This window comes from Sinomonas terricola (genome assembly GCF_034931225.1).
Classification (GTDB): Bacteria; Actinomycetota; Actinomycetes; order Actinomycetales; family Micrococcaceae; genus Sinomonas; species Sinomonas terricola.
In genome coordinates this window covers 1-25,830 of sequence record NZ_JAYGGQ010000011.1, presented here as the reverse complement: position 1 = coordinate 25,830, position 25,830 = coordinate 1, and the positions used below count along the sequence as shown (strand labels likewise).

General features: G+C 70.3%; 26 protein-coding genes. 16 read left to right on the top strand and 10 right to left on the bottom strand.

The annotated features are described in order from the left end of the window. Positions 1 to 7: 7 nt before the first annotated feature. The 6 genes from SPF06_RS14065 (at position 8) to SPF06_RS14040 (ending at position 6,649) form a co-directional block, all read left to right on the top strand. Positions 8 to 1,024 (top strand): ABC transporter permease, encoded by a 1,017-nt coding sequence (locus tag SPF06_RS14065; protein ID WP_323279743.1) that lies wholly within the window; start codon positions 8 to 10, stop codon positions 1,022 to 1,024. Between the two features lies 1 nt (position 1,025). Further along, positions 1,026 to 2,090, top strand: a complete 1,065-nt coding sequence (locus SPF06_RS14060; RefSeq protein WP_323279742.1) for an ABC transporter ATP-binding protein — start codon at positions 1,026 to 1,028, stop codon at positions 2,088 to 2,090. Then, entirely contained in the window at positions 2,087 to 3,223 is a 1,137-nt protein-coding gene (locus SPF06_RS14055) for an ABC transporter ATP-binding protein (RefSeq protein ID WP_323279741.1), read from the top strand. Before SPF06_RS14060 ends, SPF06_RS14055 begins: the two co-directional genes overlap by 4 nt. 30 nt (positions 3,224 to 3,253) lie before the next feature. Next, the gene (locus tag SPF06_RS14050) at positions 3,254 to 4,879 is read left to right on the top strand and encodes an ABC transporter substrate-binding protein (protein ID WP_323279740.1); all 1,626 of its coding nucleotides are present in this window, start codon (positions 3,254 to 3,256) and stop codon (positions 4,877 to 4,879) included. Positions 4,880 to 5,005: 126 nt separating this feature from the next. Beyond that, complete coding sequence (locus SPF06_RS14045; RefSeq protein WP_323279739.1) at positions 5,006 to 6,061, top strand: sugar phosphate isomerase/epimerase family protein; 1,056 nt, start codon at positions 5,006 to 5,008, stop codon at positions 6,059 to 6,061. Positions 6,062 to 6,145: 84 nt separating this feature from the next. Beyond that, positions 6,146 to 6,649 carry an NUDIX hydrolase gene (locus tag SPF06_RS14040; protein WP_323279738.1) on the top strand — a complete coding sequence of 168 codons (504 nt, stop codon included), beginning with the start codon at positions 6,146 to 6,148 and terminating at the stop codon, positions 6,647 to 6,649. Here SPF06_RS14040 and SPF06_RS14035 read toward each other — a convergent pair. From SPF06_RS14035 to SPF06_RS14025, 3 genes are read right to left on the bottom strand one after another with little or no spacing between them, the layout of a single operon-like run. Continuing rightward, a complete protein-coding gene (locus SPF06_RS14035; RefSeq protein ID WP_323279737.1) occupies positions 6,621 to 6,920 on the bottom strand; it encodes a DUF6510 family protein in 300 nt (99 codons plus the stop codon). The two genes, SPF06_RS14040 and SPF06_RS14035, sit on opposite strands and share 29 nt — an antisense overlap. Beyond that, complete coding sequence (locus tag SPF06_RS14030) at positions 6,917 to 7,645, bottom strand: ferredoxin reductase (protein WP_323279736.1); 729 nt, start codon at positions 7,643 to 7,645, stop codon at positions 6,917 to 6,919. Before SPF06_RS14030 ends, SPF06_RS14035 begins: the two co-directional genes overlap by 4 nt. Then, positions 7,642 to 8,235 (bottom strand): sulfite oxidase-like oxidoreductase, encoded by a 594-nt coding sequence (locus SPF06_RS14025; protein ID WP_323279735.1) that lies wholly within the window; start codon positions 8,233 to 8,235, stop codon positions 7,642 to 7,644. Before SPF06_RS14025 ends, SPF06_RS14030 begins: the two co-directional genes overlap by 4 nt. 215 nt (positions 8,236 to 8,450) lie before the next feature. Here SPF06_RS14025 and SPF06_RS14020 point away from each other — a divergent pair, with 215 nt between their 5' ends. Further along, positions 8,451 to 10,046 (top strand): PucR family transcriptional regulator, encoded by a 1,596-nt coding sequence (locus tag SPF06_RS14020; protein ID WP_323279734.1) that lies wholly within the window; start codon positions 8,451 to 8,453, stop codon positions 10,044 to 10,046. Positions 10,047 to 10,081: 35 nt separating this feature from the next. After that, positions 10,082 to 10,993: a glutaminase gene (locus tag SPF06_RS14015; protein ID WP_323279908.1), complete on the top strand. Its 912-nt coding sequence runs from the start codon at positions 10,082 to 10,084 to the stop codon at positions 10,991 to 10,993. A gap of 10 nt (positions 10,994 to 11,003) precedes the next feature. On the opposite strand, the gene SPF06_RS14010 is transcribed toward SPF06_RS14015, so the two are convergent. After that, positions 11,004 to 12,641 carry a sensor histidine kinase gene (locus SPF06_RS14010; protein WP_323279733.1) on the bottom strand — a complete coding sequence of 546 codons (1,638 nt, stop codon included), beginning with the start codon at positions 12,639 to 12,641 and terminating at the stop codon, positions 11,004 to 11,006. 91 nt (positions 12,642 to 12,732) lie between these two features. Between SPF06_RS14010 and SPF06_RS14005 the strand changes: the two genes are divergently transcribed. The 4 genes from SPF06_RS14005 (at position 12,733) to SPF06_RS13990 (ending at position 16,208) form a co-directional block, all read left to right on the top strand. Beyond that, positions 12,733 to 13,827, top strand: coding sequence for a SpoIIE family protein phosphatase (locus SPF06_RS14005; RefSeq protein WP_323279732.1), 1,095 nt, complete (start codon positions 12,733 to 12,735; stop codon positions 13,825 to 13,827). Positions 13,828 to 13,969: 142 nt separating this feature from the next. Then, positions 13,970 to 14,302 (top strand): STAS domain-containing protein, encoded by a 333-nt coding sequence (locus SPF06_RS14000; RefSeq protein WP_323279731.1) that lies wholly within the window; start codon positions 13,970 to 13,972, stop codon positions 14,300 to 14,302. Continuing rightward, positions 14,295 to 14,726 carry an ATP-binding protein gene (locus SPF06_RS13995; protein WP_323279729.1) on the top strand — a complete coding sequence of 144 codons (432 nt, stop codon included), beginning with the start codon at positions 14,295 to 14,297 and terminating at the stop codon, positions 14,724 to 14,726. Before SPF06_RS14000 ends, SPF06_RS13995 begins: the two co-directional genes overlap by 8 nt. A gap of 27 nt (positions 14,727 to 14,753) precedes the next feature. Further along, positions 14,754 to 16,208: an outer membrane protein assembly factor BamB family protein gene (locus SPF06_RS13990; RefSeq protein WP_323279728.1), complete on the top strand. Its 1,455-nt coding sequence runs from the start codon at positions 14,754 to 14,756 to the stop codon at positions 16,206 to 16,208. A 168-nt stretch (positions 16,209 to 16,376) separates the two neighbouring features. Here the strand turns inward: SPF06_RS13990 and SPF06_RS13985 are convergent, their stop codons facing one another. Further along, complete coding sequence (locus tag SPF06_RS13985; RefSeq protein ID WP_323279727.1) at positions 16,377 to 17,156, bottom strand: LysR family substrate-binding domain-containing protein; 780 nt, start codon at positions 17,154 to 17,156, stop codon at positions 16,377 to 16,379. Between the two features lie 98 nt (positions 17,157 to 17,254). Between SPF06_RS13985 and SPF06_RS13980 the strand changes: the two genes are divergently transcribed. Beyond that, positions 17,255 to 17,668 (top strand): DUF5997 family protein, encoded by a 414-nt coding sequence (locus SPF06_RS13980; protein WP_323279726.1) that lies wholly within the window; start codon positions 17,255 to 17,257, stop codon positions 17,666 to 17,668. Between the two features lie 28 nt (positions 17,669 to 17,696). Here SPF06_RS13980 and SPF06_RS13975 read toward each other — a convergent pair whose 3' ends face one another. Continuing rightward, the gene (locus SPF06_RS13975) at positions 17,697 to 18,077 is read right to left on the bottom strand and encodes a MarR family winged helix-turn-helix transcriptional regulator (protein ID WP_323279725.1); all 381 of its coding nucleotides are present in this window, start codon (positions 18,075 to 18,077) and stop codon (positions 17,697 to 17,699) included. A gap of 85 nt (positions 18,078 to 18,162) precedes the next feature. On the opposite strand from SPF06_RS13975, the gene SPF06_RS13970 reads away from it, so the two are divergent. Then, positions 18,163 to 19,635, top strand: a complete 1,473-nt coding sequence (locus SPF06_RS13970; RefSeq protein ID WP_323279724.1) for an MFS transporter — start codon at positions 18,163 to 18,165, stop codon at positions 19,633 to 19,635. 138 nt (positions 19,636 to 19,773) lie between these two features. On the opposite strand, the gene SPF06_RS13965 is transcribed toward SPF06_RS13970, so the two are convergent. The 3 genes from SPF06_RS13965 to SPF06_RS13955 form a co-directional block, all read right to left on the bottom strand. Next, complete coding sequence (locus SPF06_RS13965) at positions 19,774 to 20,148, bottom strand: VOC family protein (RefSeq protein ID WP_323279723.1); 375 nt, start codon at positions 20,146 to 20,148, stop codon at positions 19,774 to 19,776. A gap of 131 nt (positions 20,149 to 20,279) precedes the next feature. Next, positions 20,280 to 21,035: a MerR family transcriptional regulator gene (locus SPF06_RS13960; RefSeq protein WP_323279722.1), complete on the bottom strand. Its 756-nt coding sequence runs from the start codon at positions 21,033 to 21,035 to the stop codon at positions 20,280 to 20,282. Between the two features lie 143 nt (positions 21,036 to 21,178). Further along, a complete protein-coding gene (locus SPF06_RS13955) occupies positions 21,179 to 21,724 on the bottom strand; it encodes a TetR/AcrR family transcriptional regulator (RefSeq protein ID WP_323279721.1) in 546 nt (181 codons plus the stop codon). Positions 21,725 to 21,816: 92 nt separating this feature from the next. Here SPF06_RS13955 and SPF06_RS13950 point away from each other — a divergent pair, with 92 nt between their 5' ends. Beyond that, on the top strand, positions 21,817 to 23,343 hold the full coding sequence (locus SPF06_RS13950; protein ID WP_323279720.1) for an MFS transporter: 1,527 nt from the start codon (positions 21,817 to 21,819) through the stop codon (positions 23,341 to 23,343). Positions 23,344 to 23,361: 18 nt separating this feature from the next. On the opposite strand, the gene SPF06_RS13945 is transcribed toward SPF06_RS13950, so the two are convergent. Beyond that, positions 23,362 to 24,060 (bottom strand): dienelactone hydrolase family protein, encoded by a 699-nt coding sequence (locus SPF06_RS13945; protein WP_323279719.1) that lies wholly within the window; start codon positions 24,058 to 24,060, stop codon positions 23,362 to 23,364. 34 nt (positions 24,061 to 24,094) lie between these two features. On the opposite strand from SPF06_RS13945, the gene SPF06_RS13940 reads away from it, so the two are divergent. Next, the gene (locus tag SPF06_RS13940) at positions 24,095 to 25,630 is read left to right on the top strand and encodes a lipase maturation factor family protein (protein WP_323279718.1); all 1,536 of its coding nucleotides are present in this window, start codon (positions 24,095 to 24,097) and stop codon (positions 25,628 to 25,630) included. The last annotated feature ends 200 nt before the right edge of the window (positions 25,631 to 25,830 follow it).

Sequence of the window (25,830 nt, the reverse complement as noted above, 5' to 3'; positions counted from 1 at the left end):
GCCCCTCATGCTCAAACTCATCCTCAAACGGTTCGGGGTCGCCGCCGCGACCATCCTCGGCGCGAGCCTCTTCTCCTTCTTCCTCCTGCGCAAACTGCCCGGCGACCCCGCGCGGCTCATCGGCGGGGAGCTCGCGGACGAGCAGACGATCGCGTCCCTGCGCCACACCATGGGCCTCGACGCCCCGCTGACGCAGCAGTTCTGGAACTACATCTCCGCCTCGTTCCATGGCGACCTCGGCTTCTCGTACTCGACGGGGCAGCCCGTGAGCGACCTCGTGAGGACTCGGCTCCCCGCGACCGTCGAGCTCGGGATCACGGGTGTCGTGACGGCCGTCCTCCTCGCGACCGTCTTCGCGGCAATCGCCGTCTACCGCAAGAAGCGCGGCGCGGACGTCTCGCTGCGCTTCGCGTCCTCCCTCGCCATGGGCTCCCCGCCGTTCTGGCTCGCCCTCGTGGCCATCCTGCTCCTCTCCGTGAACCTCGGGATCTTCCCGGGTCCCGAGGGACGCCTCTCGCCCAGCCTTGCCCCGCCGCCCACTGTCACGGGCTTCTACACGGTGGACTCGCTCCTGTCCGGCCAGTTCGGGACGTTCGTCGACGCCGTCCGGCACCTCATCCTGCCCGCACTCACGATCGCCGTCGGCCCGTTCGCGTTCCTGAGCCGGCTCTTCCGCTCGCAGCTGCGCAACACGATGCGCGAGCCGTTCATCGTCGTCGCCCGGAGCCGCGGCCTCACGCGCGGCTCGGTGTTCCTGCGCCACGCGGTGCCCAACTCGCTCCTCTCGCTCGTCGCGGCCACGGCGATGCTCACGGCGGAGACGATGACGGGAAGCGTGCTCGTCGAGAAGGTCTTCGGCTGGCCCGGGGTCGGGTCGCTCACGGTCGACGCGATCCTGCAGAAGGACTTCTCGGTTGTGCAGGGCGTCATCCTGCTCAGCGCGACCCTCTACGTGACGGTGAGCTTCCTCGCGGACGTCGTGTACGTCGTCGTCGATCCCCGCATCCGGGCAGGAGCCAAGTGACATGACCACCGAAGGCAGCACACGCACCATGACCATCGACGCCGCCCGCACCCCCGCGGACGAGGAGACCCTCCTCGACGTGCGAGGACTGCGGACTGAATTCCAGACCTCTCGCGGACGTGTGGCCGCCGTGCGGGACGTGAGCTTCACGATCCGCCGGCGTGAGCGGCTCGCGATCGTCGGCGAGTCCGGCTCGGGCAAGTCCGCGATGGCAATGTCGATCGTGGGCCTCATCCAGCCGCCCGGACGTGTGACGGCGGGCGAGATCCGCCTCGGCGGAACTGACCTGCGCGGACTCCCGGACCGGAAGCTCTCTGCCATTCGTGGCAGCCGGATCTCGCTCGTCTTCCAGGACCCCATGAGCGCGTTCGATCCCATCCGCAGCATCGGCTCGCAGATGATCGAGAACATCCGCGCCCACCAATCGGTGAGCAAGAGCGCGGCCCGGCGGCAGGCAGCGGACCTCCTCGGCGAGGTCGGCGTGACGAACGCCGCGAGCCGCCTCTCCGACTACCCGCACCAGTATTCGGGCGGCATGCGCCAGCGAGTCCTCATCGCGATGGCACTCGCGAACTCACCCGAGCTCGTCATCGCCGACGAGCCGACGACGGCGCTCGACGTCACCACGCAGGCGCAGGTCCTCGAGCTCCTCGATCGCCTGGTGACCGATCGCGGCGCCGCGCTCATGCTCATCACGCACAACCTCGGGATCGTCGCGGGCTTCTGCGACACGGTCAAGGTCATGTACGCGGGGCAGCTCATCGAGGAGAGCGAGAGCCGCGCGCTGTTCGCCGGCGCGGCCCATCCCTATTCGCGCGAACTGCTCAAGTGCGTGCTCCGCACGGATCGTCGGCAGGACGGGCTCCTCTCGACGATCCCGGGGACGCTCCCGGACCCGACCCAGCCGTTCACGGGCTGCTCCTTCGAGCCGCGGTGCCCGCTCGGCAAGGGCAACCCGCTGTGCCGCGGCACCGAGCCACCGGTCGTCGCCGTCGAGGGACCCCACGGAACCCAACTCGCGAAGTGCCACTTCGCCGGACAGCTCGAGCTCAAGGAGGAGAAGTGACCACGCCGGACCATGAGGGCCGCCCGGGCGACGGCAACGCCGTGGAGCGCGGGCCCCGCCCGGGCTCCGGCAGCGCCGCCGAGCGCGGGCCCCGCCCACTGCTCGAAGTACACGAGCTCTCCAAGACCTACCACTCGAAATCCCTCGGGGCGCGCCTGCGCCGCGCGAACGAGGTCAAGGCGCTCCGGGAGGTCTCCTTCGACGTCAAGCGCGGCGAGACGCTCGGTCTTGTGGGCGAGTCGGGCTCGGGAAAGTCGACGGCGGCCTCGTGCGTCCTGCGGCTCACGGAGCCGGACTCGGGCAGCGTGACGTTCGACGGCGTCGACGTCCGGTCCCTCTCGAAGTCCGAATTGCGCCGCCTCCGCTCACGCATGCAGATCGTGTTCCAGGACCCGTACGGATCCCTGGATCCCCGCTTCTCGGTCCGCGAGCTCGTCGAGGAACCGCTGCTCGTGCACGGCCTCCACGATGACAGGGCGCGGCGCGAACGGGCACTGCAGATGCTCGAGCGCGTGGGCCTCTCGGCCTCGCAGGCCGAACGCAATGCGCACGCGTTCTCAGGCGGCCAACGGCAGCGCATCGCGATCGCGCGGGCCCTCGTGCTCAACCCGGAGCTCGTCGTCCTCGACGAGCCCGTCACGGCCCTCGACGTGTCGGTGCAGGCGCAGGTCCTCAACCTGCTCACGGAACTCCAGAAGGAGCTCAACCTCACCTATCTGTTCATCGTCCACGACCTCGCCGTCGCGCAGTACCTCTGCCATCGCATCGCAGTCATGTACCTCGGCGAGATCGTCGAGATGGCGAGCTCCCAGGAGCTCTTCGACAACCCCCTCCACCCGTACACCGTCACGCTCCTCATGGCGGCTCCCGTCCCCGATCCAGACGTCATGGCGAGCCGCCGCACAGCCCTCGGGACCACCGCGCCCGCCGGTTCGAAGCCGGGGACCGGCTGCCCGCTGCAGCCTCGGTGCCCCGTCGGCATGAACCGTGCTGAGTGCGCGAGCCAGCGGCCCGTGCTCCGCGAGGTCTCGCCCGGGCACCAGGTCGCGTGCCACTACCCCGGCGAGCTGCAGGCGGCCGCCACGGCGCCACGCACCAACACCGCCATCCCCGAATCCCCGTCGAACCCCTGAACGATCTACCGAGGCTAGGAAGGAATACCCATGGCACGAACCAAGCCTGCGCGCGGCACCCTGTGGCGCGCCTCGATCGGCGCGGCGCTCGCCCTCGCCGCCGGCGCCCTCTCGGCATGCAACGCACCGAGCTCCGCGAGCGCCCCGACGGCGAGCCGACCGTTCACGGTCAACTGGGCGACGAACATCACGAGCCTCGACCCTGCGTTCACGTGCCCGGGCGACGAGAACAGCTTCGCGAGCAACTTCTACGGCCGCCTCGTCAAGCTCGCCACCACTGAGACGAGCCCCGGCGTCGCGCAGATCGACCCCGACCCGAGCAAGGTCCAGCCTGACTTTGCGACGAAGTGGGACGTCTCCGACGGCGGCAAGACGTACACGTTCACCCTCCAAGCGGACAAGAAGTTCGCGAACGGAGACCCGCTCGACGCGGCGGCCGTCAAGTACTCTCTTGACCGCACGCTCAAGATCGGCGCGTGTGGCGCGCTCTCGCTTCAGCTCGGCATTACCCAGCCCCCGCTCATCACGAGCGTCGAGGCACCCAACGCGACGACCGTCGTCATGCACATGACTCAGCCGTACCCGGCAATCCTCTACAGCCTCGGGCAGAGCCGCGGCTCGATCTACGATCCCAAGGAGATCGAGGCCAATGGCGGCGTGCAGGCGAACTCGCCCAACCAGTGGCTCCAGAGCCATACAGCGAGCAGCAGCGGGCCCTACGTCCTCTCCGAATACGTGCCGGGCAACCATGCCGTGCTCACGCGAAACCCCAACTACTATGGGACCCCCGCCCTCGAGCCGACCGTCCGCGTCAACTTCATCACCGCGGTCCCCACGCTTCAGGTGCAGGCGCAGAGCCGCGAGGCCGACGTCACGCTGGGTCTGCCCCCGCAGGCCGTGAAGAACCTCAGCACGCAGTCGTGCTGCAAGGTCGTGACGGCGGACAGCCCGACTCCCGTCACGGTGTCGATGAACTATCAGGGCCCGCTCACGAACAATGCGAAGTTCCGCGAGGCCCTCACCTACGCGGTCCCGTACACCGACATCATCAACAAGGTTGCCTACGGCTACGGCGATTCGTACTACGGGCCCGTCGTTCCCGGCATGGCGGGATACAACGCGGCGCTTGAGCCCGCGAGGTCCTACGACCTCGGCAAGGCAAAGCAGCTCATCGCCGAATCCGGCGTGAGCTCGCCGACGCTCGACCTCATGATCAACCCGACGGCGCCCGGCGTCTCCGACATCGCGACGCTGCTCCAGTCGGCATGGCAGCAGATCGGGGTCACCGTGACCATCGACGCGAAGCCCCCGGCGGACTTCACGACGCTCTTCAACCAGGGCAAGTACCAGTCCGCGCTGCTGTTCGAGAACAGCACCCCGATCGGCGGCTACGAGCTCCGCAAAAAGCTCACGTGCGGTGCAGCAACCAACAACCAGCACATCTGCATCCCGGGCACGACGGACCTTCTCAATCAGCTCAACAACACCGCCGATCCCGCGGCCCAGCAGCCCATCGTCGACGCCCTCGTGCAGAAGTGGCTCGAGAACTCGCCGACGATCATCCTCTACCGCGCGAAGTTCACCGCCGTCGTGAGCCCCGACGTCAAGCACTTCGCCTACGCCCCCAACTTCCGCCTCGCGGACTGGGGCCGGTAAACCGAGCTGACCAGCCCGCCGTCGTCGTCCGGCGCCCGGGCGGACGACGACGGCGCGGCGCCCCTCGCGCCCGCCCCATCCCTGCTTTGCCCCGCTTTGCTGCCCCTGTTTTTCAAAGGAGAAGAGATGAAGATCGGAGTCGACGGACGCAAGATCCCTCGCGCCGCAGACCACTCGCCCGTCGAGATCCTTGAGCACGCCGCGTCCCTCGGCATGGAGGGCGTCTACTTCCGCACCGTCCTCGACATCACGCCGATCCTGGACCTCGGCGTCCTGCGAGAGGTCCGCGAGCGTGCCGACGCCCTCGGCCTGTACCTGCAGATGGGCCTTGCGAAGGTCAATCCCTACGCGGCGGCCGAGGCGCCCGAGGTGCGCGTGCTCGGGGACGGCGACTACACGCGGGGGATCGTGCGGATGATGGAGGCGTGCCGCGAGGGCGCCGACTGCGGCGAGCTGTGGGTCGCGTGCGGCAACTACAAGGCGAACCTGCCCGGCTACTACGCGAACGACCGGTTCCGCACGGATGCGCCGTGGCCGGACCAGCTCGTTGCGATCGAAAAGTTCCTGCATCAGCTCGCGCCCGCCGCACTGGACCTCGGCGTGCACCTCAACATCGAGACCCACGAGGAGATCACGACCAACGAAGTCGTGCGGCTCGTCGAAGCGGTGGGCCCCGACGTCCTCGGCATCACGTTCGACTCCGCCAACGTCCTTGCTCGCGGCGAGGACCCGGTCGCGGCCGCGCGCCGCGTCGCTCCGTACGTCCGCGCGACGCACCTGCGCGACTCTGTCCTCGCGTTCACGGACTTCGGCCTCGCGCGCAGCTTCTCGCCGTGTGGCCTTGGCGTCATCGACTGGGACGGCGTGCTCGGCGCCCTGTGGGAGCACAGCCCCGACCTGTGGGCGTCGATCGAGCCGGCCGCCCCGACGATGCAGATGCCGATCGGCCTTTCCGACGACGCGTGGCGCGCTCTCCACCCCGACCTCGATGACGACGAAGTGGGGGAGCTCTTCCGCCTCGCACGTGATTACGACGAGCGGGCGCAGCGCGGCGAGGTGCCCACGATCGCCGAATTCCGGGCGCAGCCGTATGACGGCGAGGCGTTCATCCTGCGCAGCGCGGAGCACCTTCGGGCCGCGCTCGACCGGGTCGAGCGACGGGCCGTCGCGGCGCGCGGGTGAGGCCGGGCAGCCGCAGCTGGGGGTTTCGTCTTGAGGCCGTCCATCGGCGACCCTTTGTCGCCGTCGAGCCCTTAGCCTGAATCCATGACCGTCCGGAGCGCTGGCCTGCTGCTGTACCGCCGCCCCGCCGGGGCGCGCGAGGCCGACGTCGAGGTCTGGATCGCTCACATGGGAGGTCCTTTCTGGGCCCGCAAAGACGCCCACGCGTGGTCGATCCCGAAGGGCGAGTTCGCCGACCCGGAGGACCCGCTCGCCGCGGCAATCCGGGAGTTCACGGAAGAGATCGGCACGCCGCCGCCCTCGGCGGACTACCGCCTGCTCGGCGAGTTCCGCCAGCCGTCGCGGAAGCTCATCACCGTGTTCGCGGCCGAGGCTGACTTCGCGCCCGAGCGCATCGAGAGCAACGTGTTCCCGCTCGAATGGCCCAAGGGGTCCGGCCAGGTCCGGTACTTCCCGGAGATCGACGCCGCCGCATGGTTTGCTCTGCCCGCGGCGAGGGAGAAGCTCGTCTCGGGCCAGCTGCCCATCCTCGACGCCCTGGGCCGCGAGATCGCGGGCCTCAGTCGAGGTGAATCGTCACGTTCCTGAAGCCGCTGAGGTCGAGGATGAGCCGTCCCTCCCGCTCGTCGAGGCGTAGGAGAACGGCGCCGCACGAGGGGCAGCGCAAGATCTTGGCGGGCGCACTCACGTAGAGGCGAGCCTCGGCGATGGCACCCTCCGCGCCACAGCCACTGCACGTGCCGAGCGCGGCGGTGATGTCGATCGAGAACACCTCGGAGAGAGGGCCGGCGAGCGCATTGCCATCGAGGTAGTCGTCGTCCGCGGCCTGAGAGCGGGCCTGCCCCGTCCACACGTTCACGATGCGCCTCCTATTCCCCCGTACCGCTCGGTCTTGATGCGGTCCGGGGCATGGCCGAGATCGAGGAGCCAGCCGGAGACGGCCTCGACGAAGCCGGTGGCCCCGCAGATGAAGACGGCAGGATCGGCCCCGCCGTCGAGGACGTGGCGCGCGAGCGTCCCCTTGTCGAGCCGGCCCGCGGGCTCGCCGTCGGGTGCCTTCCTCGTATAGACGTAAGTGACCTCGAACGTCTCGGACCGCTCCACGAGCTGCGCGAGCTCGTCGCGGTAGAACACCGCCTCCGGGCTGCGCACCGAATAGAGGAGCCGGAACGGGGCGGGATGCGCGGCGGCCTCGTGCGCACGCACCATCGCCATGAGGGGCACGACGCCGGAGCCCCCGGCGATGAGCTGCACGGGCGAGGCATCCTCGGGCCGCCACACGAACCACCCGCCCACGGGGCCGCGGAGCTCGAGCTGGTCTCCGACGGCGAGATCCCGGACGAGGTACGGCGAGACCTCGCCATCGGGCAGCTCTTCGACCGTGATCTCGAGGCCATCGGGCGGCGCAGACCCGGAAACTGAGTACGAGCGCACGGCCTGATACCCGTCGGGGGCCGTCAAGCGGACGTCCACGTGCTGCCCGGCGAGGAAGCGAACCGAGGCGGGGAGGCGCAAGCGGATGGTGCGCGCCGTCGTCGTCTCCTCACGGACGGCGACGACGTCGGCGACCTGCCAGCCGCTCACCCGTAGCGCTCCTCACGCCAGGGGTCGCCGTGCAGGTGGTAGCCGCGGCTTTCCCAGAACCCCGGCCGCTCCTCCGCCGTGAGCTCAAGGCCGCGGACCCATTTGGCGCTCTTCCAGAGATACAGATGCGGCACGAGCAGCCGGACCGGGCCGCCGTGCTCGGCGGCGAGGGGCTCGCCGTCGAACTCGTGCACAATCCACGCTTTGCCGCCGAGCACGTCCTCGAGGGGGAGGTTGGTCGTGTAGCCGTCGTACGAGTGGAAAAGTGCAAAGCGCACGTGGCTGTCCACCCCATCGAACAGGGTGTCCACCGAGACGCCCCGCCACGCGGTCCCGAGCTTCGACCAGCTCGTCACGCAGTGGATGTCGACGACGACGTCCTCCTGGGGCAGCGCCATGAAGCCGTTCCAGTCCCAATGGCGGCTGCTCCCCGTGTCCGACGTGAACGAGAACACCCAGTCCTTGCGGTCGATGTGCGGAGTTGGCCCCGCGGACAGCACCGGGAATCCCTCCGTGAGGTACTGCCCGGGAGGCAATGCGGGAGACTCCCGCCTCCTGCGGCCCATGAAGCCAGAAGACACGATGCCCACTGCTGCTCCTCGCGCTCGTCGCGGCACGGTTCAGCTCGGACGATACGCCAGCTCGACGGCGAGGGCTAGGGATCGCGCAGTCTTGTGCGGAGAGCCAAATCACGCACACCAATCTGGGCGACAGCCTAATCCTTGCCGACTGTGGGGTGCCTACCATGGACAACGTCCCGGCAGCGTCGCCGGAGGCTCCCGATGGCACGAATGAGGAACACACGGTGGGATCAGTCAACGTCGACGACATCTTGGAGGACCTGCCCGCAGGCCTCGGCCGGCTCATCAGCAGGCCCCAACCCACGGACGCACCCGTCGCCCACGCCCTCATCCTCGACTCTGAGGATTCCGAACGAGACGTCGCTGGCGCGCTAGTCTGCCTCATGGGCGTTCGCGGCCGTGAGGCCCTGCCCATGGTGAGGCGCCTCGCGGTGAGCCGCCCAGTCGCCGTCGCCCTCAAGGGCACGCCGGGCGAGGCCCAGGAAATCGAGGAGCTCCTGCGCCCCGCGGGGGTGGGCCTCTTTCTCATCGACCCCACGGCGGGCTGGGACACGGTCCTCTCGATGGTCAACGGGCGGATCCAGAACACGGACTACCACAGCGATGTCCTCGCGCTCATTGAAGAGGACCTCTTCGCGATCGCGCAGACGACGGCGAAGCTCACCTCAAGCCACGTCGTGATCGAAGACGCGGCCAACAAAGTCCTCGCGTACTCGACGGTCTCGAACGACATCGACGAGCTCCGCCGCGCGTCGATCCTCGCGCGCCGTGGTCCGCGCAAGTACGAAACGCTCCTCAAGGACCTCGGCGCGTACCGGGAGCTGCACCGCACGCGGGGCGTGGTCCGCGTGCCCGAACGGCCCGAGGACGGGCTCAAAGAACGCGCGGCCATTGCGATCTTCGCCGGCGAGCGCGTGCTCGGCTACATCTGGCTCCAAGAGACGGGATCAGGTTTCGCACCGAGCGTCGATGACCTCCTGGTCGGCGCGGCCCGCCGCGCCTCGGCAGAACTCGTCCGGCACCGCAACGAGCAGTCCGTGCACCTGCGCGAGGACCGGATCGCGCGCCTCCTCTCGACGCCGGACGAGGCGGCGGCGAGCGCACAGTTCGCCCAGATCGACCCTGAACGGCCTGCGTGCCTCGTGCTCGTGGGGCTCAGCCCCGAGGCGCTGCGCGCTGCCGATGCCGATCTCAAGCGAGGCGAACTCGCCAATCTGGCCGCGATCCACGCAGCGGCGTTCAAGGCCTCGGCCGTCGTGGGCCAGTTCGGCGGCGAGACCGCGATCGTGGTCCCCGAGCTTCGCTCCGGAGACGCCGCCGCTGCGCTGCGGGTCCTCGCGGAGTCGATCATCAAAGACGCGCGCCGCATCGGCGTGGGCATCCACGTCGCGATCGGAGAGATCGCCCCGAGCCTCTTCGCCCTGCGCACGACGGCGGGCGAGACGGCTGCCGTGCTGCGCTGCCTCCGGAGAAAGGGTCAGCTGGCCGTCGGGACGCTCGACGATTTCGAGGCCGAGGTGACTCTCGACGAGGCGTCCCGCGCCTTCGAGTCCTCGCCGTTCCGGCACCGCGCCCTGACGCGCCTCTGCCTCGAGGACGAGGAACTCGCACAAACCCTCGTGGACTACTTCGCCGCAGGACTGGACGTATCCGAGTGCGGGCGGCGCATGGGCCTCCACAAGAACACGGTCTACTACCGCGTCGCGAAGGCGAGCCGCCTGACCGACCTCGACTTCGGCTACCCCGCGCACGTCGCGATCGCCGTGCTCCACCTTGAGCTCTGGAAGGCCAAGCGGCTCGCGACGGCGGCCGGCACGTGAGCGTCGCCGTCGCCCGCGAGGCCCCTGCTGTGGCGATGGAAGCGCTTCTGGAGGATCTCGCGGCCGCGCACCGGCCGTCGTCGCCCGTCGGACGCATCCCCGCGTCGATCCCGCACCTGTCCGCGGCAGATCCGCTCGGCTTCGGCATCGCCGTCGCGACGGTCGAGGGCGAGGTCTTCGGGGCGGGCGACGCGGACGTGCCGTTCTCGATCCAGAGCATCTCGAAGCTGTTCTCGCTCGCCCTCGCCCTGGCAGGCGACCCCGGGGAGGCGCTCTGGCGGCGCGTCCTGCGGGAGCCGAGCGGCACCGCGTTCAACTCGCTCGTGCAGCTCGAGGCCGAGTCCGGAATCCCGCGAAATCCGTTCATCAACGCGGGCGCGCTCGTGGTCACCGACTTCCTCATGGAGCGGCTCGGCGACGCGGGCGAGGCGGTGCTCGCTTTCCTGCGCGGCCTGTCCGGGAGCGCACGGATCACGGTCGACGGCGATGCTGCCGCGGCGGAGCTCGCCGCGAGCAGCCGGAACCGTGCCCTCGCGCACTTCCTCGCCGACTTCGGCAACCTGCACAACCCGGTCGACGCGGTGCTGACTCACTACGTGCGGCACTGCTCGATCGCGATGAGCTGCCGGGACCTCGCACGGGCTGGGCTCTTCCTTGCCCGTGGCGGCGTAGCCTCGCCCGACGGGCCCCGCGTGCTGTCCGCGGACAACGCCAAGCGCATCAACTCGATCATGCTCACGTGCGGCATGTACGACGCGGCGGGCGAGTTCGCCTACCGTGTGGGCCTTCCGGGCAAGAGCGGAGTAGGCGGCGGGATCCTCGCCGTGGTGCCGGGGCGGTGCACCGTGTGCGTGTGGAGCCCCGGCCTCGACGCGAAGGGCAACTCGGTGGCCGGTACCGCAGCTCTCGCCGAACTCACGGCGCGAACGGGCTGGTCAGTCTTCTGACCGGCGCAAGCTAGGCGGCAAGCGGCAGGCGCAGCGTGAAGACGCTCCCCACGCCGAGCTCGCTCGTGCACTCGAGCCCGCCGCCATGCTGGATGGCGACCTCCTGTGCGAGCGCGAGCCCGAGCCCGGTGCCGGGAATGCCGGCCTGGAGGGCGGCCGTGCTGCGCTGGAAGCGCGTGAACACGCGCTCAACGTCCTCGGGAGCGATTCCGAGGCCCTGGTCCGCGACGCTGCACACGGCCCAGTCGCCCTCGCGCGACGCCGTGAGTGTCACCGTCGTGCCGGACTCCGAGTACTTGAGCGCGTTCGAGACGAGATTATCGAGCACCCGGACGAGCCCGGTGCGGTCGCCGAGAACAGGAAGTTCGACGTCGGCCTCGACGCTCACGGCGATGCCGCGCCCGTCGGCGTCGGGTACCGCCGAGGCGGCCGCGTGGGCGAGCAGGCGCGCGAGGTCGAGAGGCGTGCGCTGGACCTCTGCTGTCGGGCCCTCGACGGACGCCGCCAGGATGTTGTCAACCATCTTCCGGAGGTGGCGCGCGTTCCGGCTCATGACCTGGAGGTCAGAGCGGGCCTCGGGGCTCAAGGACGGATCCTCCTGGAGCAGCTCGGCGTAGCCGAGGAGGCTCGTGAGCGGCGTGCGGAATTCGTGGGACATGCTCGCGAGGAAGCTGTCCCGCGCCCGCACGGCCTCGACGACCTCGGTCACGTCAGACGCCGCGAGCACGGTCCCCGCGTGGTCCCCGGTGGGGTCGTGGAACTCGCGCGCCGAGATCGAGACCATCCGCGCATCGGGCCCGCGACCGAGCCGGAAGACCTCGTGGTCGAGCATGTCCCCGGACTGGGCCCGAGCAATCGGGCGATCGGCGGGGGGCACGGGTTCATCGCCGGTCTCGCGGTAGACGAGCAGCTCGCCCTCGGGCGCCGAGGAGCGGCCGTCGGGCAGCGCGGCGAGGTAGAGCTGGCGCTGCTTCGCGTTGAGGAAGACGTTCTGGCCCTGGTCGTCGATGACGAGCACGCCGACATCGACCGTCTCGAGTACGGTGTCGAGGAGCCTCTCGCGGGTCTCGCTCCGCGCGAGGAGCTCCTCGACCCGGGCCTGCTGCGCGATCCCGCTGGCAGTCATGACGGCGATCACGATCGCGACCGTGATGAGCATGAGCGGCGCGACGAGCTCGGCGATGAACGAGTGGCCCGCCGACGCGCCGACCATGAGGAGCGGGGTCCACACCATGACGATCGAGGCGAACGCCCCGATCGCGACGACGAGCCGCGGGCGATGCCCCGAGCCCGCGAGCCACATGATCGGGAAGACCGCGATGAGCGCGAGCCCCGAGAGGACCGGTGCCCCGGCCGAGCGGACAAGCCCGACAGGGATGAAGTCGAGGACCGGGATAATGAGCGGCGCCCACGAGGGCAGGCGATGCCAGGGGATCGCCGCGCACGCCGCGAAGATGACGACGGCGAGCACCTGCCCCGCGACGAAGACGCCCTGGCGGGCGGGCCCGCTGTCCATGAACGCCGCGACCGCGTACACGAGCACGAGGGTCGCATTGAGGGGCAGCTGCGCGAGGACCACCCGTCCGCGGGGGCCCAGCCCGTCGAAGCGGCGTCGGGCCGCCAGCAGGACCTCGAGAAGCTTCTCCACGGTTCTCCCGTCACCTTCGTGGTTTTTCCCCACACAAGTTTGTGACATCGGACGTCAGAAATGATTGAGTTGCCCTGTAAAAAGGAGAAGCATGACACGTCGCGCGCTCGTCATCGAGGACAATCCGGATATCCGCCGCCTCCTCGAGGCGACGCTCAGCCGTCAGGGCTTCGACGCCACGAGCGCGGGGGCGGGCTATCCGGCCCTTGAGGCCGCGCGCCGTATCGAGCCGGATCTCATCACCCTGGACCTGGGCCTGCCGGACCTCGACGGCCTTGAGGTCTGCCGGACCCTGCGCATGTTCAGCAACGCGTACATCCTCGTCGTCACGGCGCGCGCAGCGGAGGCGGACCGCCTCGAGGCCCTCGACCGCGGCGCGGATGACGTGCTCCCCAAGCCGTTCAGCCCGCGCGAGCTCCAGGCGCGGGTCGAGGCGCTCTTCCGCCGGCCGCGCGCGGCCGCCGCCCCCGAGACCGAGCTCCAGACCGCCGCGCGCGTCCAGCGCGGGCTCCTCCCGGACCGCGCACCGGATGTGCCCGGCTACGACATCGCGGGCGCGTGCCATCCGTCGCGCACCGTCGGGGGCGACTTCTTCGACTGGGAGAGCGACGGCGCTTCGCTCGCCTTCACGCTAGCCGACGCGATGGGCAAGGGCATGGGGGCAGCGCTCGTCGCGGCCACCGCGCGTGCGGTCCTCCGCCCCGGGCGGCTCGAGCACGGCCCGGGAGCCCTCGTCGGGACTGCCGCGAGGGCACTCGAGCCCGACCTGCTGCGGCTCGGATCGTTCGTGACGCTCCTCCACACGCGGCTCGACGCCGCGACGGGAGACTTCACCTACGTCGACGCGGGGCACGGCCTCGGCGTCCTCATCCATCCGGACGGCGTGTGGGAGCGGCTCGAGACGTCGGGCCCCCCGATCGGCCTCCTCCAGGGCGCCGAGTGGACCGCCCGCGACGGGCGGCTCGAGCCGGGCGGCACGCTCGTGGCCCTGAGCGACGGCCTGCTCGAGGGGTTCGCGCACGTGGACGACGCGCTCGACGCGGCGACGGCCGCGATCGTCGGGGCCCCCGACGCGGCAGCGGCCGTGCGCTCGGTCATCAGCCTCGACTCGACGAACCAGGACGATACGACCGTCATCGTCGTCCGGCGCGCCCCCGCAGAAGACCACTCCGGGGCGGCGGCGTGAGGCCGCCTCAACGCGTCGCGACCACGGGGCCCCCTCAGGGCGCACTCGCGGTTCTTCACGCGGCGTCGCGCGTCCGCGGCGCGGCCCGCGGGATGCTGGGGTTGGCAGGATTCCAAACGCAGATGGGGGGCGAGGAGGAAAGATGAAGTTCGCCGTCGAGGAACGGGAAGGCTACACCGAGGTCGCGGCGCAGGGCCGCCTCAACATGGTGGGAGCCCCATTGCTCAAGGCTGCCGTCTCGGAAGCCATCGAGTCGGGGCACAAGCTGCTCGTCCTCAATCTCGGGGAGACGGAGTTCATGGACTCGTCAGGTCTCGGGGCGCTCGTGGGCTGCCTCAAGGCCGCGCGCCAGGCCGGGGGTGACCTCCGGATCGCCAACGTAGGAGAGCAGGTGCAGATGGTTCTCAAGCTCACGAGCATCGACCGGATCCTTACGCCGTACACCGCTGTCGAGGACGCATACCGCGATGCGTGACCTGCTCGCCCAGGGGCACGTGCGCGGGTCGGCCACGCCGCGGATCGTCGACGCGGTGCAGGACGAGCTGGCCCGCGTCTGGACCGACGCCATGGTCATCAACCTCGGGGACCGCCTCCCGTTCGAGCTCGCGGTCATCGAGGTCGTCACCAACACCGTCAAACACGCGCGGCCGCCGGGAGGCGAGGTCGAACTCGATCTCGAGGTCGAGATCCGGCCGGACCTCCTGCTCGCGCGCCTCTTCGAACTCGGGGCGTGGCCCGCGATCATCCCCGAGGGCTCGGGCGAGATGCCGAACCCGGAGGCCGAGGCCGGCCGCGGCCTCGCGCTCGCGCGCCAGCTCCTCACCACGATCACCTGCGAGCGGCGCGACGACGGGAACGTCTGGACGCTCACCCTCCGCCCCGAGCACGAGGCGGAATAGCAGCCCGGTCTCGGAGAGGACGGGACCATGACGAGAACGAGGGGCCGGCGCGCCTGCCGCCCGCCGGGGCGAGCCGCGGCCGCCGTCGCGTGTCTCGTCCTCGGAGGCGCTGCACTCGCCGCGTGCACGGCAGTCCCGACGACAGCGCCGCCCACCACGCCTGCCCCACCCGCCCAAACCCTCACAGCCAGTCCCCTCACGGCCCCTCCGGGAGCGCGCACCCCAGAGCCGCTCGATCCGGACGACTGGCCAACCTACCACCGCGACGCGGCCCGCACGGGTGCTGGACCGGCGTCGCCCGCCCTCGGCACGACCGGCGAGCTCGGCAGCGCGTGGCACACGAAGCTCGACGGCGCCGTGTACGGGGAGCCGCTCGTGGTCCACGGACTGGTGGTCGCGGCCACGGAATCCAACACCATCTACGCCCTCGACGCCGCGACCGGGCAGATCGCGTGGCAGCGCAGCGTCGGGGTGCCCGCGCGCGCTTCGGCTTTGCCGTGCGGGAACATCGACCCGCTGGGCATCACGGGAACCCCCGTCTACGACCCGGCCACGGGGCTGGTGTTCGCGGTCGCGGAGCTCTCCGACGGGAGCCATGTGCTCGTGGGCGTCGACGCGAAGGACGGCTCGCTCGCCGTGCGGCGCGAGGTCGAGCCGCCGCGCGGCAGCCGGATCGCGTACCAGCAGCGCGCTGCGCTCTCCCTCCTGGGCGGCCGCATCTACATCGCCTACGGCGGGCTCTACGGCGACTGCTCCGACTACACCGGCACCGTCCTCTCGGTGTCCACGACGGGCGGCGGGCCCGTCGAAGACTACGTTGTGCCGACCTCGCGCGAAGGCGGCATCTGGGCACCCGGCGGGCCGGCGGTGGACGGCGCTCGCCTGCTCGTGGGCGTCGGCAACGGCGCGTCGACCACCGACTACGACGGCTCCGACTCGGTGATCGCCCTCGACGCGTCGCTGCGGCGCACCGACTTCTTCGCCCCGAGCACGTGGGCGCGGGAGAACGCCGCCGACGCCGACCTCGGCTCGATGACGCCGGTCCGGGTGGGCCCGTACGTTTTCATGGACGGCAAGGGCGGGACGGCGTACGTGCTCGACGCGGGGCACCTCGGCGGGATCGGGGGCGCCCTCGCGCAGGCCGCCGCGTGCCGGGCCTACGGGGCGCCGTCCGTCACCGGCATGACTGTCTACGTCCCGTGCGACGGCTGGCTCCAGGAGATGACCGTGACCTCGCCTCCCGGCCTCCGCCTCGGGTGGCGGCTTCCCGTGCGCGCTGCCGGTTCCCCCGTGACCGGGTACGGGGCGGTGTGGGTCGTCGACTACGAGACCGGGGACCTCTACGCCCTCGACCCGGCGAGCGGCGGCATCCGGCGACACGCGCAGCTGGGCCCCGTGCCGCACTTCGCGAGCCCGACACTCTCGGGCGGGAGGGCCTTCGTCGGCACGCTCGACGGCGTCGCGGCCCTCAGCGTCGGATAGCCGGCCGAGCGGGTAACTGGCCACGGGATGGGCGAGAGCTGGCCATGCGTCGCCAACCGCACGCGTGGCCACCTCCCGCCCAGGCGTGGCCACCTCCCGCCCACGCGTGGCCACCTCCCGCCCACGCGTGGCCACCTCCCGGCGGCGCGGGACTCACCGACGCGAGCGCTACCGCGGACGACGGCGACCCGCACCCGAGTGCCTCGACTTCCCTCCCGCGCCTCCCGGTTTCCCCTGCCGAGCAGGCTTCGCGGCGCCGCGAGCGGGCTTCCCCGTGCGGGCGGCCTTCGCGGCGCGGCTTGCCTCGTTCCGGGACTTCGCCTCGGCCGACTGGGAGGCCGCGCGATCGGCCCGGCGCTGCTTCGCGGCTTCCTGCTGGCCGCGCTGCACCGAGGCCTGGCGGGAACTGTTCGCAGACCTCCCCCGCACAATCCCGATGAACTCTTGAACGGCCTCGCTCTCGTTGTCGCGACGCCACGCGACGCCGACCTCATATCCCGGAACCCCCGTGACGGGCCGGTAGCGGAGCTCCTTGCGGTTGAAGTGGCGGACCACGCTCATCGGAAGGATCGCAAGGCCCGCGCCGCCCTCGACGAGGTCGAGGCGTTCGGAGGCGCCGCCGTCGTACTCGAAGAGCTCGTCCTCGATCTCGGCGAAGGGCACCTCGTCGAAGGCCTGGATCTCGTGCCCCTTGGGGGCGACGACGACCGGGACCTCTTCGTAGAGCGGAATGACATGGAGCCCTTCGCGGTCCACGGGGAGGCGGACGAACGCAATGTCAGCGCGGCCCTCGCGCACAGCGGCGAGCTGGGCGCCGTCGTCGGCCATCTCGGAGGCGAGCGTGGCCTCGGGGAAGCGCTCCTCCCAGCGGCGGAACCACTTGCCGGGCGAGACGCCGGCGACAAACGCGACGCGAAGACCGGCCGGGGCGAGGCTCTCGGAATCCATGCGTCAACCGTAGCCCGATAAGTCTTGAGAGGGGCCACGGGTGGCGTCGTCAGCACGCTGCCCGCCAAGGGTACGCGGCGTCCAGCTACGCTTGATCCATGACTTCCCGCAAGCCCCAGTCCATGAAGCCTGCCACGGCCGCGAAGAAGCTGGGCATCTACCTGCCCGCGACCCCGGCCGAGTTCCAGGCAGGCGAGGTGTCGCGCGAGCAGCTCGACGAGCTCCAGTCGAACCCGCCGGAGTGGCTCGCAGACCTGCGCCGCAACGGCCCCCACCCGCGCCCCGTCGTCGCGCAGAAGCTCAACGTGACGATCAGCGGCCTCGCCCGTGGCGGTGTCAGCGAGGCGCTGACCACCGAAGAGATCTCTGAGCTCCTGCAGAATCGGCCGCAGTGGCTCGTCGACGAGCGCGCCAACATGGCGGCCGTGCGCGAGGAACAGAAGCGCATCCGGGATGCCGCGGCGGCCAAGTCGCAGAAGAAGATCAAAGCGGATCCGCGCCACTACCACTGAGCCGGGTCCGGCCCGCGGCCGGGCCCCGTCAGACCGGGAGGTTGGCCTCGAGGAGCTCGCGGTGGGTCGTCGCGGCCTCGTCGTGCAGATGCGAGCCGGCGTCGGTGAGCTCGACGTAGAGGGAGCGGCGATCGTCGGCACAAGCCGCGCGGCGCACGTAACCGGCCTTCTCGAGCCGGTCCACGATCTTCGAGAGCGCACTCTGCGTCATGGGCGAGACCGAGGTGAGGTCCTTCATGCGGCATCCCTCGGAGCGGTGCTCGGCGAGGAGGTCGAGCGTCTCGAACTCGTTGAGGCCGATGCCGTGCCGCGAGGACAGCTCGCGGTCGAGGGCGTTCGAGGTCTTGAGATAGGCGCATTGGAGGGCTCGCCATTGTTCGACGAGTTCGTGCGTGGCCTCCGTGGACATGCCCCGAGTATACCTCGACACGGAATCTAATTCCACATCATTCTTTTCCTTGTCATTGAATGATGCGTCATGTAATGTCGTGGGCATGGCGCAAGATCTGACAACTCTGACCACCTTGGCCGCCCCTCAGACCCCCACGACGCCGCGCGGCGACTCCCGTTGGACCCGCGCGCAGTGGCTCCTCCTCACCACCCTGTGCGTCGTCCTCGCCCTCGACGGCCTCGACGTCTCGATGGTCGGCGTCGCCCTTCCCTCAATCGGCCGTGAGCTCGGCCTCGGCACGGGCGCGCTCCAGTGGATCGTGTCCGGCTACGTTCTGGGCTACGGCTCGCTCCTCCTGCTCGGCGGGCGCATGGCGGACCTCCTCGGGCGGCGCAGGATCTTCCTCATCGCTCTGAGCGTCTTCGCCGCCGCGTCCCTCTTGGGCGGCCTCGTGAGCGATCCGACCCTGCTCATCGCGACCCGCTTCATCAAGGGCCTCGCCGCGGCGTTCACCGCACCGACGGGCTTCTCGATCATCACGACGAACTTCGCGGAAGGCCGCGAGCGCAACCGCGCCATCTCCATCTACACGACGTTCGGGGCGAGCGGCTTCTCGCTGGGCCTCGTCGTGGGCGGGCTTATGACGGCGCTCAGCTGGCGCTGGACCTTCCTCTTCTCCGTGCCGATCGCCGTGGCAGCGGTGATCCTGGGCCTGCGCTTCATCCCGCGGGACCGCGCAGCGGGCGACGGCGGACACGACGTCTGGGGCGCCGTCACCCTTTCGGCCGGCATGCTCGGGCTCGTCTTCACGCTCGTCTCGGCCCCCGACGCGGGCTGGGGCTCCGCGCAGACGATCGCGGGCTTTGTGCTCTCGGCCGCCGTCCTCGCGGCGTTCGGATGGATCGAGTCGCGCGTGAAGCACCCCCTCATCCGTTTCGGGATCCTCCGCGAAGGCTGGGTCGCGCGCGCCAACCTCGCCGCCGTCGCCCTCTTCGGCTCCTACCTGAGCTTCCAGTTCATCGTGACGCTGTACCTGCAGTCAGTTCTCGGCTGGGCACCGCTCGCGATGGCACTCGCCCTCCTTCCGGCGGGGCTCATGGTCGCGGGGAGCGCGCCGTTCGCGAGCCGGCTCATCGACCGCTTCGGGGCGACGCGCCTCGTCGTTGCGGGCCTGCTCTCCCTCTCGCTCGGCTACCTGCTATTCCTCCGGATCGGCACGCATCCGGTCTACGCGCTCGACATCCTGCCCTCGGTCCTCCTGCTCGGCGTGGGCTTCGCGCTCGGCTTCCCGTCGATCAACGTGCAGGCGACGGCGGGCATCCACGACGCCGAGCAGGGCCTCGCCGCCGGGCTCATCCAGACGAGCACGCAGGTGGGCGCAGCCCTCGTGCTCGCGGTCACCACGGCGCTCGTGGGGTCCGGCGGGCACGCCGGCCATGCGTCGGCTGAGGCCATGCTCGACGTGTTTCGGCCGGGCCTCGGGCTGAGCACCGCGGTCGCGGTGGCCGGGCTGCTCATCGCGGTCGCGCCGCGGTGGTGGCAGGTGCGTCGCCGCCCGGCGGGCGCGCGCGCCTGAGATTGGCCAAGCGTGGGGTGAGAGGTGGCCACGCGTGGGGTGAGAGGTGGCCACGCGTCACGCTGCTGGCGACGCGTGGCCACCTCTCGCATAACCCGTGGCCACCTCTCGCATAACCCGTGGCCACCTCTCGCGCTGTCAGTCCTGGTGGAGCTGGACGAAGTTCCCGAACGTGTCGTCGAACACGGCGGCCAGGCCAGCCGGACCTTCGGCGGGCTCGCCCTGAAAGGCCACCCCGGCGGCCGTGAGCCGCTCGTAGTCCGCGCGCACGTCCGCCGAGCCGAACACGATCGCCGGGAGCCCCTGGGCGTAGACGCCCCGACGGTAGGCCTCGGCCACGGGGTTGTCGCTCGGCTCGAGCAGGAGCCCGAGCCCCGGCGTGCCGGGCGACGACACGATGAAAAGGTGAGCCTCAGGCAGGGCCATGAGGGTCTCGAAGCCGAGCGTCTCCGTGTAGAAACGATGGGCCGCGGCTGGATCGGTCACGTGAATGCTGCACATCTTGACTCGCATGCAGTCAACCCTAGGCGCGTGAGCGCGGGTGCACGAGGGCTTCGAGTGCCAAGGCGAGCGGACGACGGCGGCGCGCACCCGCCGTCGTCCGCTCGCCTTCGTCGCCCCGCCCGCCTGGGCGCCTGCGAACCTCAGAGCTCGCGTTCGGCGTAGACGCGCAGGGCGTCCCGCACGAAAGTCGCCCCCTCGGCGCCGCCGTAGTTGGCCGCGAAGCGCTCGTCGGAGACGTACATGTCGGCGAGGCCGAGCACGTAGGCCTTCGCGGGCCCCTCGGGGTAGCCCGGCGTGCCTGGGATCGAGCCAAGCCATTCGACGTGCCGCGCGGCGAGCGTCTGGGCCGTGTCGCTCTCGGGCGACGCGCCGCTCGACGCCGCTGCGCGCCAGTCATCGATGAGCCGGGAGATCCGCCCCTTCCACTCCTTCTGGCCCTCGGCGCCTAGGCCGCGCCACCATGAGTCGCCGTCCGCGTACGCCTTCGCTCCCCAGCGGGCCTCGACCTCGTCCTTGTACCGCGTGTGGTCGAACCCATCGAACATGTCCTGTGCCATGAGCTGGCCTCCTTCCTCCAGTTGCTGAATCGTCGACTCGACGGCCCGCGCCTGGCGCGCGAGCCGATCCTGCTCCTGCCGCAGCCACGCGAGATGCGTGCGCAGCGCGGCACTCTGGTCCGTCTGGTTCTCGAGGACCTCCGCGACGGCCGGCAGACCCAGCCCGAGTTCGCGGAGCAGGAGGATGCGCTGGAGCCGCACGAGCGATTCCTCGTCGTAGTAGCGATAGCCGTTGTGGCCCACGCGGCTCGGCTCGAGCAGCCCGATGCTGCCGTAATGGCGCAGCGTGCGGCTCGTGGTGCCTGCAAGCTTGGCGACCTCTTGGATGCTCCAGTCCATGCGTTTCCTCCCTGCCTCTTCGAGCGTAGAAGTTGACGCGGCGTCAAGGTCAAGTGGTCAGGCAAAGTGCTGCCCTCCCCCGCTTCTCCGGGGGAAATGACCCACGGAAATGCGGCTTTGGGCAGCCCGTGATCTCAGAAACGCTAGCCGCCCCGCCCGCTGAGCCGGTCCACTACGGCGAGCAGCTCCTCGAGCGAGGTCCCGAACGCCTTCTCGGGCCAGCTTCCGGCGAGTGAGGAGTAGTGATAAAGCCCCTCGCCCATGAGCATGACGGCCGTGGCGACGGCGGGGTCCGGCACCTCGCGCCGGATGAGCTCGAGCCACGCGGCGTCGATCTCCTCGAGGGCGGCGAGCGCGCCGACGTGCCCGGCCTGGGCGAGCCGGACGGCCGCGACGAAGAGTGCGTCCATGTCGGTCCCCGAGTTGACCGACGTCCGGACGAAGTACCGCGACGGCCCGTCGGGATCCGCCGCCATCAGCTCGCGGTCCGCGGAGGCCGCCTCGTGGAGCGCCGCGAGAAGGGCGTCCGCGAGCGCGTCCTTGCTCTTGAAGTGATAGAGGAGGCCGCCCTTCGAGACCCCCGCCCGCGCAGCGACGGCATCCATCGTGGCGGCGCGCTCGCCCTCGGAGACGAGGAGGTCGCGATACGCGGCGACGAGCGCCTCGCGGGCCTTGGGCGGTCTGGGCATAAGGAAACTGTACGTGGTGTTGTAACTAAACCGTCCAGACGGTAAAGTTATCGAGTCGGGCCACACCCCAGCGCCCGGCACACCAAGGAGTCATGATGGTCCACATCGCCTCGCGGCCCGAGATCGGCACGCACCCCGCCACTGCGCGACGCTGGCTCGCGCTCACCGCACTCATGTTCCCGGTGCTGCTCATCGCCGTCGACAACACCGTGCTCGCCTTCGCCCTCCCCGCGATCTCGCTCGCGCTCCAACCGGGCAGCACCGAACTCCTGTGGATCGTCGACGCCTACGCGCTCGTCCTCGCCGGGCTGCTCGTGCCGATGGGCAGCATCGGCGACCGCTTCGGGCGCCGCCGCATCCTCCTCATCGGCGCCACGGGCTTCGCAGCTGTCTCCGCGGCCGCCGCCCTCGCCACGGACGCGGCGCAGCTCATCGCCGCCCGGGCACTGCTAGGCGTCTTCGGCTCGATGATCATGCCCGCCACACTCTCGCTCATCCGCAACATCTTCGTGGATGCGACGGAACGCCGGCTTGCGATCGCCATCTGGGCCGCGGCCTATTCGGGCGGCGCGGCGCTCGGCCCGCTCGTCGGCGGCGCACTCCTCGAGCATGGTGCGTGGGGCTCGTTGTTCCTTCTCGCGGTGCCCGTGCTCGTCCCCCTCCTTGTGCTTGCGCCGCTCCTCGTGCCCGAATCCCGGGACCCCGTGCCGTCGCCCGTCGACGCGACGAGCATCCTGCTCGTCATCGCCTCCGCGACCGCGGTCGTCTACGGGGTCAAGGAGCTTGCGCACGACGGCGGCGCCCCCGCCGCGCTCGTCCTCACCGCTGGGCTCGTGGCCGGGTGGGTCTTCGTGAGGAGGCAGCTGCGCCGCGCGGCGCCGATGCTCGACGTGCGCCTCTTCCGGACGCGCGCGTTCAGCGCGGGACTCGCCTCGAACCTCCTGAGCATCTTCTCGCTCGTCGGCTTCATGCTGTTCCTCTCGCAGCACCTGCAGCTCGTCGCCGGAGCATCCCCGCTCCGGGCGGGCCTGCTCATGCTCCCCGGCCTCGCGCTCACGATCGTGACCGGCCTCGCCGCCGTGCGGCTCGCCGCGCGCTTCTCGGTCCGCGGCGTGATGGTGACGGGCCTTCTGCTCAATGCATCGGGCTACGTGATCGTGCTTGCGTTCGGCCGCGACGGCTCGCTGCCCGCGCTGCTCACAGGCTTCGCCGTCGTCGGGGCGGGCGTGGGCCTCGCCGAGACGCTCTCGAATGACCTCATCATCGCGAGCGTCCCGCGTGCGAAGGCGGGTGCAGCGTCCGCGATCTCAGAGACGGCGTACGAGCTCGGCGCCGTCATGGGAACGGCCATCCTCGGGAGTGTGCTCGGCGCGGCGTACCGGCTCAATGTCGCGATTCCCGGCGGGCTCCCCTCCGACGCCGCGGCGAAGGCCCGCGAGACGCTCGGCGGAGCGGTCGACGCCGCGCCGCTTCTCCCCGGGCCTGTCGCCACCGAGCTCCTCGAGTCGGCGCATCGCGCGTTCGATTCCGGCGTCGGGGCGACCGCCGCCATCGGCGCGGTGCTCATGCTCGTGGCCGCCGCCGTCGTCCGTCGGGCGCTCGGCACCCACGGAAGGTGACCACCGGACGGAAGCGCTTCAGTGGACCTTGTCCTTGAGGAACTGCACCGAGCGCGACCACGCGAGCTTGGCTGCCTCGGGCCGGTAGTTCCCCTGCGGGTTGGAGTCGTTCGCGAACGCGTGGCCGGCGTCGTAGAAGAAGAACTCGACCTCGGCTCCGGACTCTCGCCGGATCTGCTGCTCCTGCTTCCGCGCCTCGGCGGCCGGGTAGCCGCGGTCGTGCTCGCCGTAATGGCCCTGAACTGCGGCGCGCACGCCCGAGAAGTCATTCGGCACGCCCTGCCCCACCCCGTAGAACGGCACGGCAGCACTCACCCGGTCACCTTGCTGGGCGGCGAGCTGGAGCACGAAGCCGCCGCCCATGCAGAAGCCGATCGCCCCCACGGTCGCGCTCGTCACCTCGGGCAGACTGAGGAGGTAGTCGACGGCGCCCGCGAGGAGCCGCGCCCCTTCCTCCTCGGGGAGGCTGCGCATGATGCGGGCGGCCTCGGCGCCGTCGTGCGCCACGCGCCCTCCGAAGAGGTCCGGGGCGAGGGCCACGAAGCCTTCGGCGGCGAGGCGGTCGGCAATGTCGCGGATGTGGTCGACGAGCCCCCACCACTCCTGGATGACGATGACGCCAGGGCCGGAGCCTGCGGCGGGCAGCGCGAGATAGCCGTGAGCCTCGCGGCCCACCGAGGGAAACGTGACGTTCTGAAAGGGCCTCTGTTCGCTCATGGAACCACGCTAGCCCCGGGCGTAGCGTTGACGCATGGACTGGCTGCTGTGGTTCAGCGCGCCGGACTACCAGCTGGCGCGCGTCGTGCTCCAGCGGGGCATCGCCGTCCTCTTCTTCATCGCGTTCCTCTCGAGCCTCAACCAGTTCCCCGCACTGCTCGGCGAACGCGGCCTCCTGCCCGTGCCCGAGTTCATCGCCGCGTTCCATCGCCTCCGCCGGCCGACGCTGTTCCGCTGGGGGTACTCGGACAGGCGGCTGCGCTGGATGTGCGGAGCCGGGCTCGCGATCTCGGGGCTCATCGTGCTCGGCGTTCCCCAGCTCGGGCCGCCCTGGGTGCCGCTGCTCGCGTTCCTCGCGCTGTGGGGCCTCTACATGTCGATCGTGAACGTGGGCCAGACGTTCTATAGCTTCGGCTGGGAGATGCTCCTCCTCGAGGCGGGTTTCACCGTCGCGTTCCTCGGCTCGGACCAGAGCCCGCCGCCCACGGCCGTGCTCCTCGTGACGGCGTGGCTCGTGTTCCGGCTCGAGTTCGGTGCGGGGATGATCAAGATCCGCGGCGGGTCCGAGTGGCGCAACTTCACGGCGCTCTACTACCACCACGAAACCCAGCCGATGCCGGGCCCGCTCAGCCGCCAGTTCCACCTCCTGCCGAAGCGCCTGCACCGGGCCGAGGTCGCGGGGAACCACTTCGCCCAGCTCGTCGTCCCGTTCTTCCTGTTCGCGCCGCAGCCGCTCGCGACCATCGCGGCGGCGCTCATCATCGTCACGCAGCTGTGGCTCGTGCTCTCGGGGAACTTCGCGTGGCTCAACTGGTCCGCGATCGTGCTCGCGTTCTCCGGCGTGAGCGACCGCGTCGTGCACGCGGCCCTGCCCTTCACGCCGGCCCGCTACTCGACGGCGGCGTGGGCCGACACGGCGGCGGCGCACGACGGCGTGTGGTCCGGCGGGCTCTTCGCCGGCGGACTGGGCGAGGCGACCGGATACCCTGGCGACGTGTTCGCGTGGGCATGGGCCGCCGTCGTCCTCGCCGCGAGTCTGCTCCTCGCCGTGCTCGGCTATTGGCCCGCGCGCAACCTGCTCTCGCGGCGGCAGCTCATGAACGCGAGCTTCAACCGCTGGCAGCTCGGCAATACGTACGGGGCATTCGGGAGCGTGACGAAGCACCGGGTGGAGATCGTCGTCGAGGGGACGCTCGACGACGATCCGACGGAGGACGCCGCATGGCGCGAGTACCGCTTCAAGGGCAAGCCCGGCGAGCCGGGCCGCGTCCCGCGGCAGTGGGCTCCGTACCACCTGCGCCTTGACTGGCTCATGTGGTTCCTCCCCCTGCGCACCGTGCACGAGGAGTGGTTCTACGCGTTCCTGTTCAAGCTTCTCGAGGCGGACCCCGCGACGCTGCGGCTGCTCCGCGCGGACCCGTTCGACGGCGTGCGGCCGCGCTGGGTGCGCGTGCGGAATGCGCTGTATGAATTCTCGACCCATGAGGAGTTCCGTGCGACGCGCGAGCGCTGGGTGGTGACTCCGATGCGGGTGCTCATCCGGCCGGTGCAGCTCAAGGACGTCGCGTAGGGCGGGAATCCGTCACACCGACTCGGGCCGGTTGCAGGCCGAGACCCTCCAGAGACGACGACACCCCCGGTCCGAAGACCGGGGGTGTCGTCGATGTCCCGAGACATCATGGGTGCGCGAGGCGGTGTGTGATCTCAGGACATAGGCGACACGTGTCTCGCGACATCGGCGACAGCTGATACGCGACACATGTCTCGGGA

Coding starts and splice junctions, on each gene's coding strand:
- SPF06_RS13985 (WP_323279727.1), bottom strand. CDS start 17,156: ATGGATTCCGAGAGCCTCGCCCCGGCCGGTCTTCGCGTCGCGTTTGTC.
- SPF06_RS13980 (WP_323279726.1), top strand. CDS start 17,255: ATGACTTCCCGCAAGCCCCAGTCCATGAAGCCTGCCACGGCCGCGAAG.
- SPF06_RS14000 (WP_323279731.1), top strand. CDS start 13,970: ATGAAGTTCGCCGTCGAGGAACGGGAAGGCTACACCGAGGTCGCGGCG.
- SPF06_RS14015 (WP_323279908.1), top strand. CDS start 10,082: ATGGAAGCGCTTCTGGAGGATCTCGCGGCCGCGCACCGGCCGTCGTCG.
- SPF06_RS14005 (WP_323279732.1), top strand. CDS start 12,733: ATGACACGTCGCGCGCTCGTCATCGAGGACAATCCGGATATCCGCCGC.
- SPF06_RS13995 (WP_323279729.1), top strand. CDS start 14,295: ATGCGTGACCTGCTCGCCCAGGGGCACGTGCGCGGGTCGGCCACGCCG.
- SPF06_RS14060 (WP_323279742.1), top strand. CDS start 1,026: ATGACCACCGAAGGCAGCACACGCACCATGACCATCGACGCCGCCCGC.
- SPF06_RS13955 (WP_323279721.1), bottom strand. CDS start 21,724: ATGCCCAGACCGCCCAAGGCCCGCGAGGCGCTCGTCGCCGCGTATCGC.
- SPF06_RS13970 (WP_323279724.1), top strand. CDS start 18,163: ATGGCGCAAGATCTGACAACTCTGACCACCTTGGCCGCCCCTCAGACC.
- SPF06_RS13975 (WP_323279725.1), bottom strand. CDS start 18,077: ATGTCCACGGAGGCCACGCACGAACTCGTCGAACAATGGCGAGCCCTC.
- SPF06_RS14040 (WP_323279738.1), top strand. CDS start 6,146: ATGACCGTCCGGAGCGCTGGCCTGCTGCTGTACCGCCGCCCCGCCGGG.
- SPF06_RS13965 (WP_323279723.1), bottom strand. CDS start 20,148: ATGCGAGTCAAGATGTGCAGCATTCACGTGACCGATCCAGCCGCGGCC.
- SPF06_RS13945 (WP_323279719.1), bottom strand. CDS start 24,060: ATGAGCGAACAGAGGCCCTTTCAGAACGTCACGTTTCCCTCGGTGGGC.
- SPF06_RS13950 (WP_323279720.1), top strand. CDS start 21,817: ATGATGGTCCACATCGCCTCGCGGCCCGAGATCGGCACGCACCCCGCC.
- SPF06_RS13990 (WP_323279728.1), top strand. CDS start 14,754: ATGACGAGAACGAGGGGCCGGCGCGCCTGCCGCCCGCCGGGGCGAGCC.
- SPF06_RS14045 (WP_323279739.1), top strand. CDS start 5,006: ATGAAGATCGGAGTCGACGGACGCAAGATCCCTCGCGCCGCAGACCAC.
- SPF06_RS14065 (WP_323279743.1), top strand. CDS start 8: ATGCTCAAACTCATCCTCAAACGGTTCGGGGTCGCCGCCGCGACCATC.
- SPF06_RS13960 (WP_323279722.1), bottom strand. CDS start 21,035: ATGGACTGGAGCATCCAAGAGGTCGCCAAGCTTGCAGGCACCACGAGC.
- SPF06_RS14050 (WP_323279740.1), top strand. CDS start 3,254: ATGGCACGAACCAAGCCTGCGCGCGGCACCCTGTGGCGCGCCTCGATC.
- SPF06_RS13940 (WP_323279718.1), top strand. CDS start 24,095: ATGGACTGGCTGCTGTGGTTCAGCGCGCCGGACTACCAGCTGGCGCGC.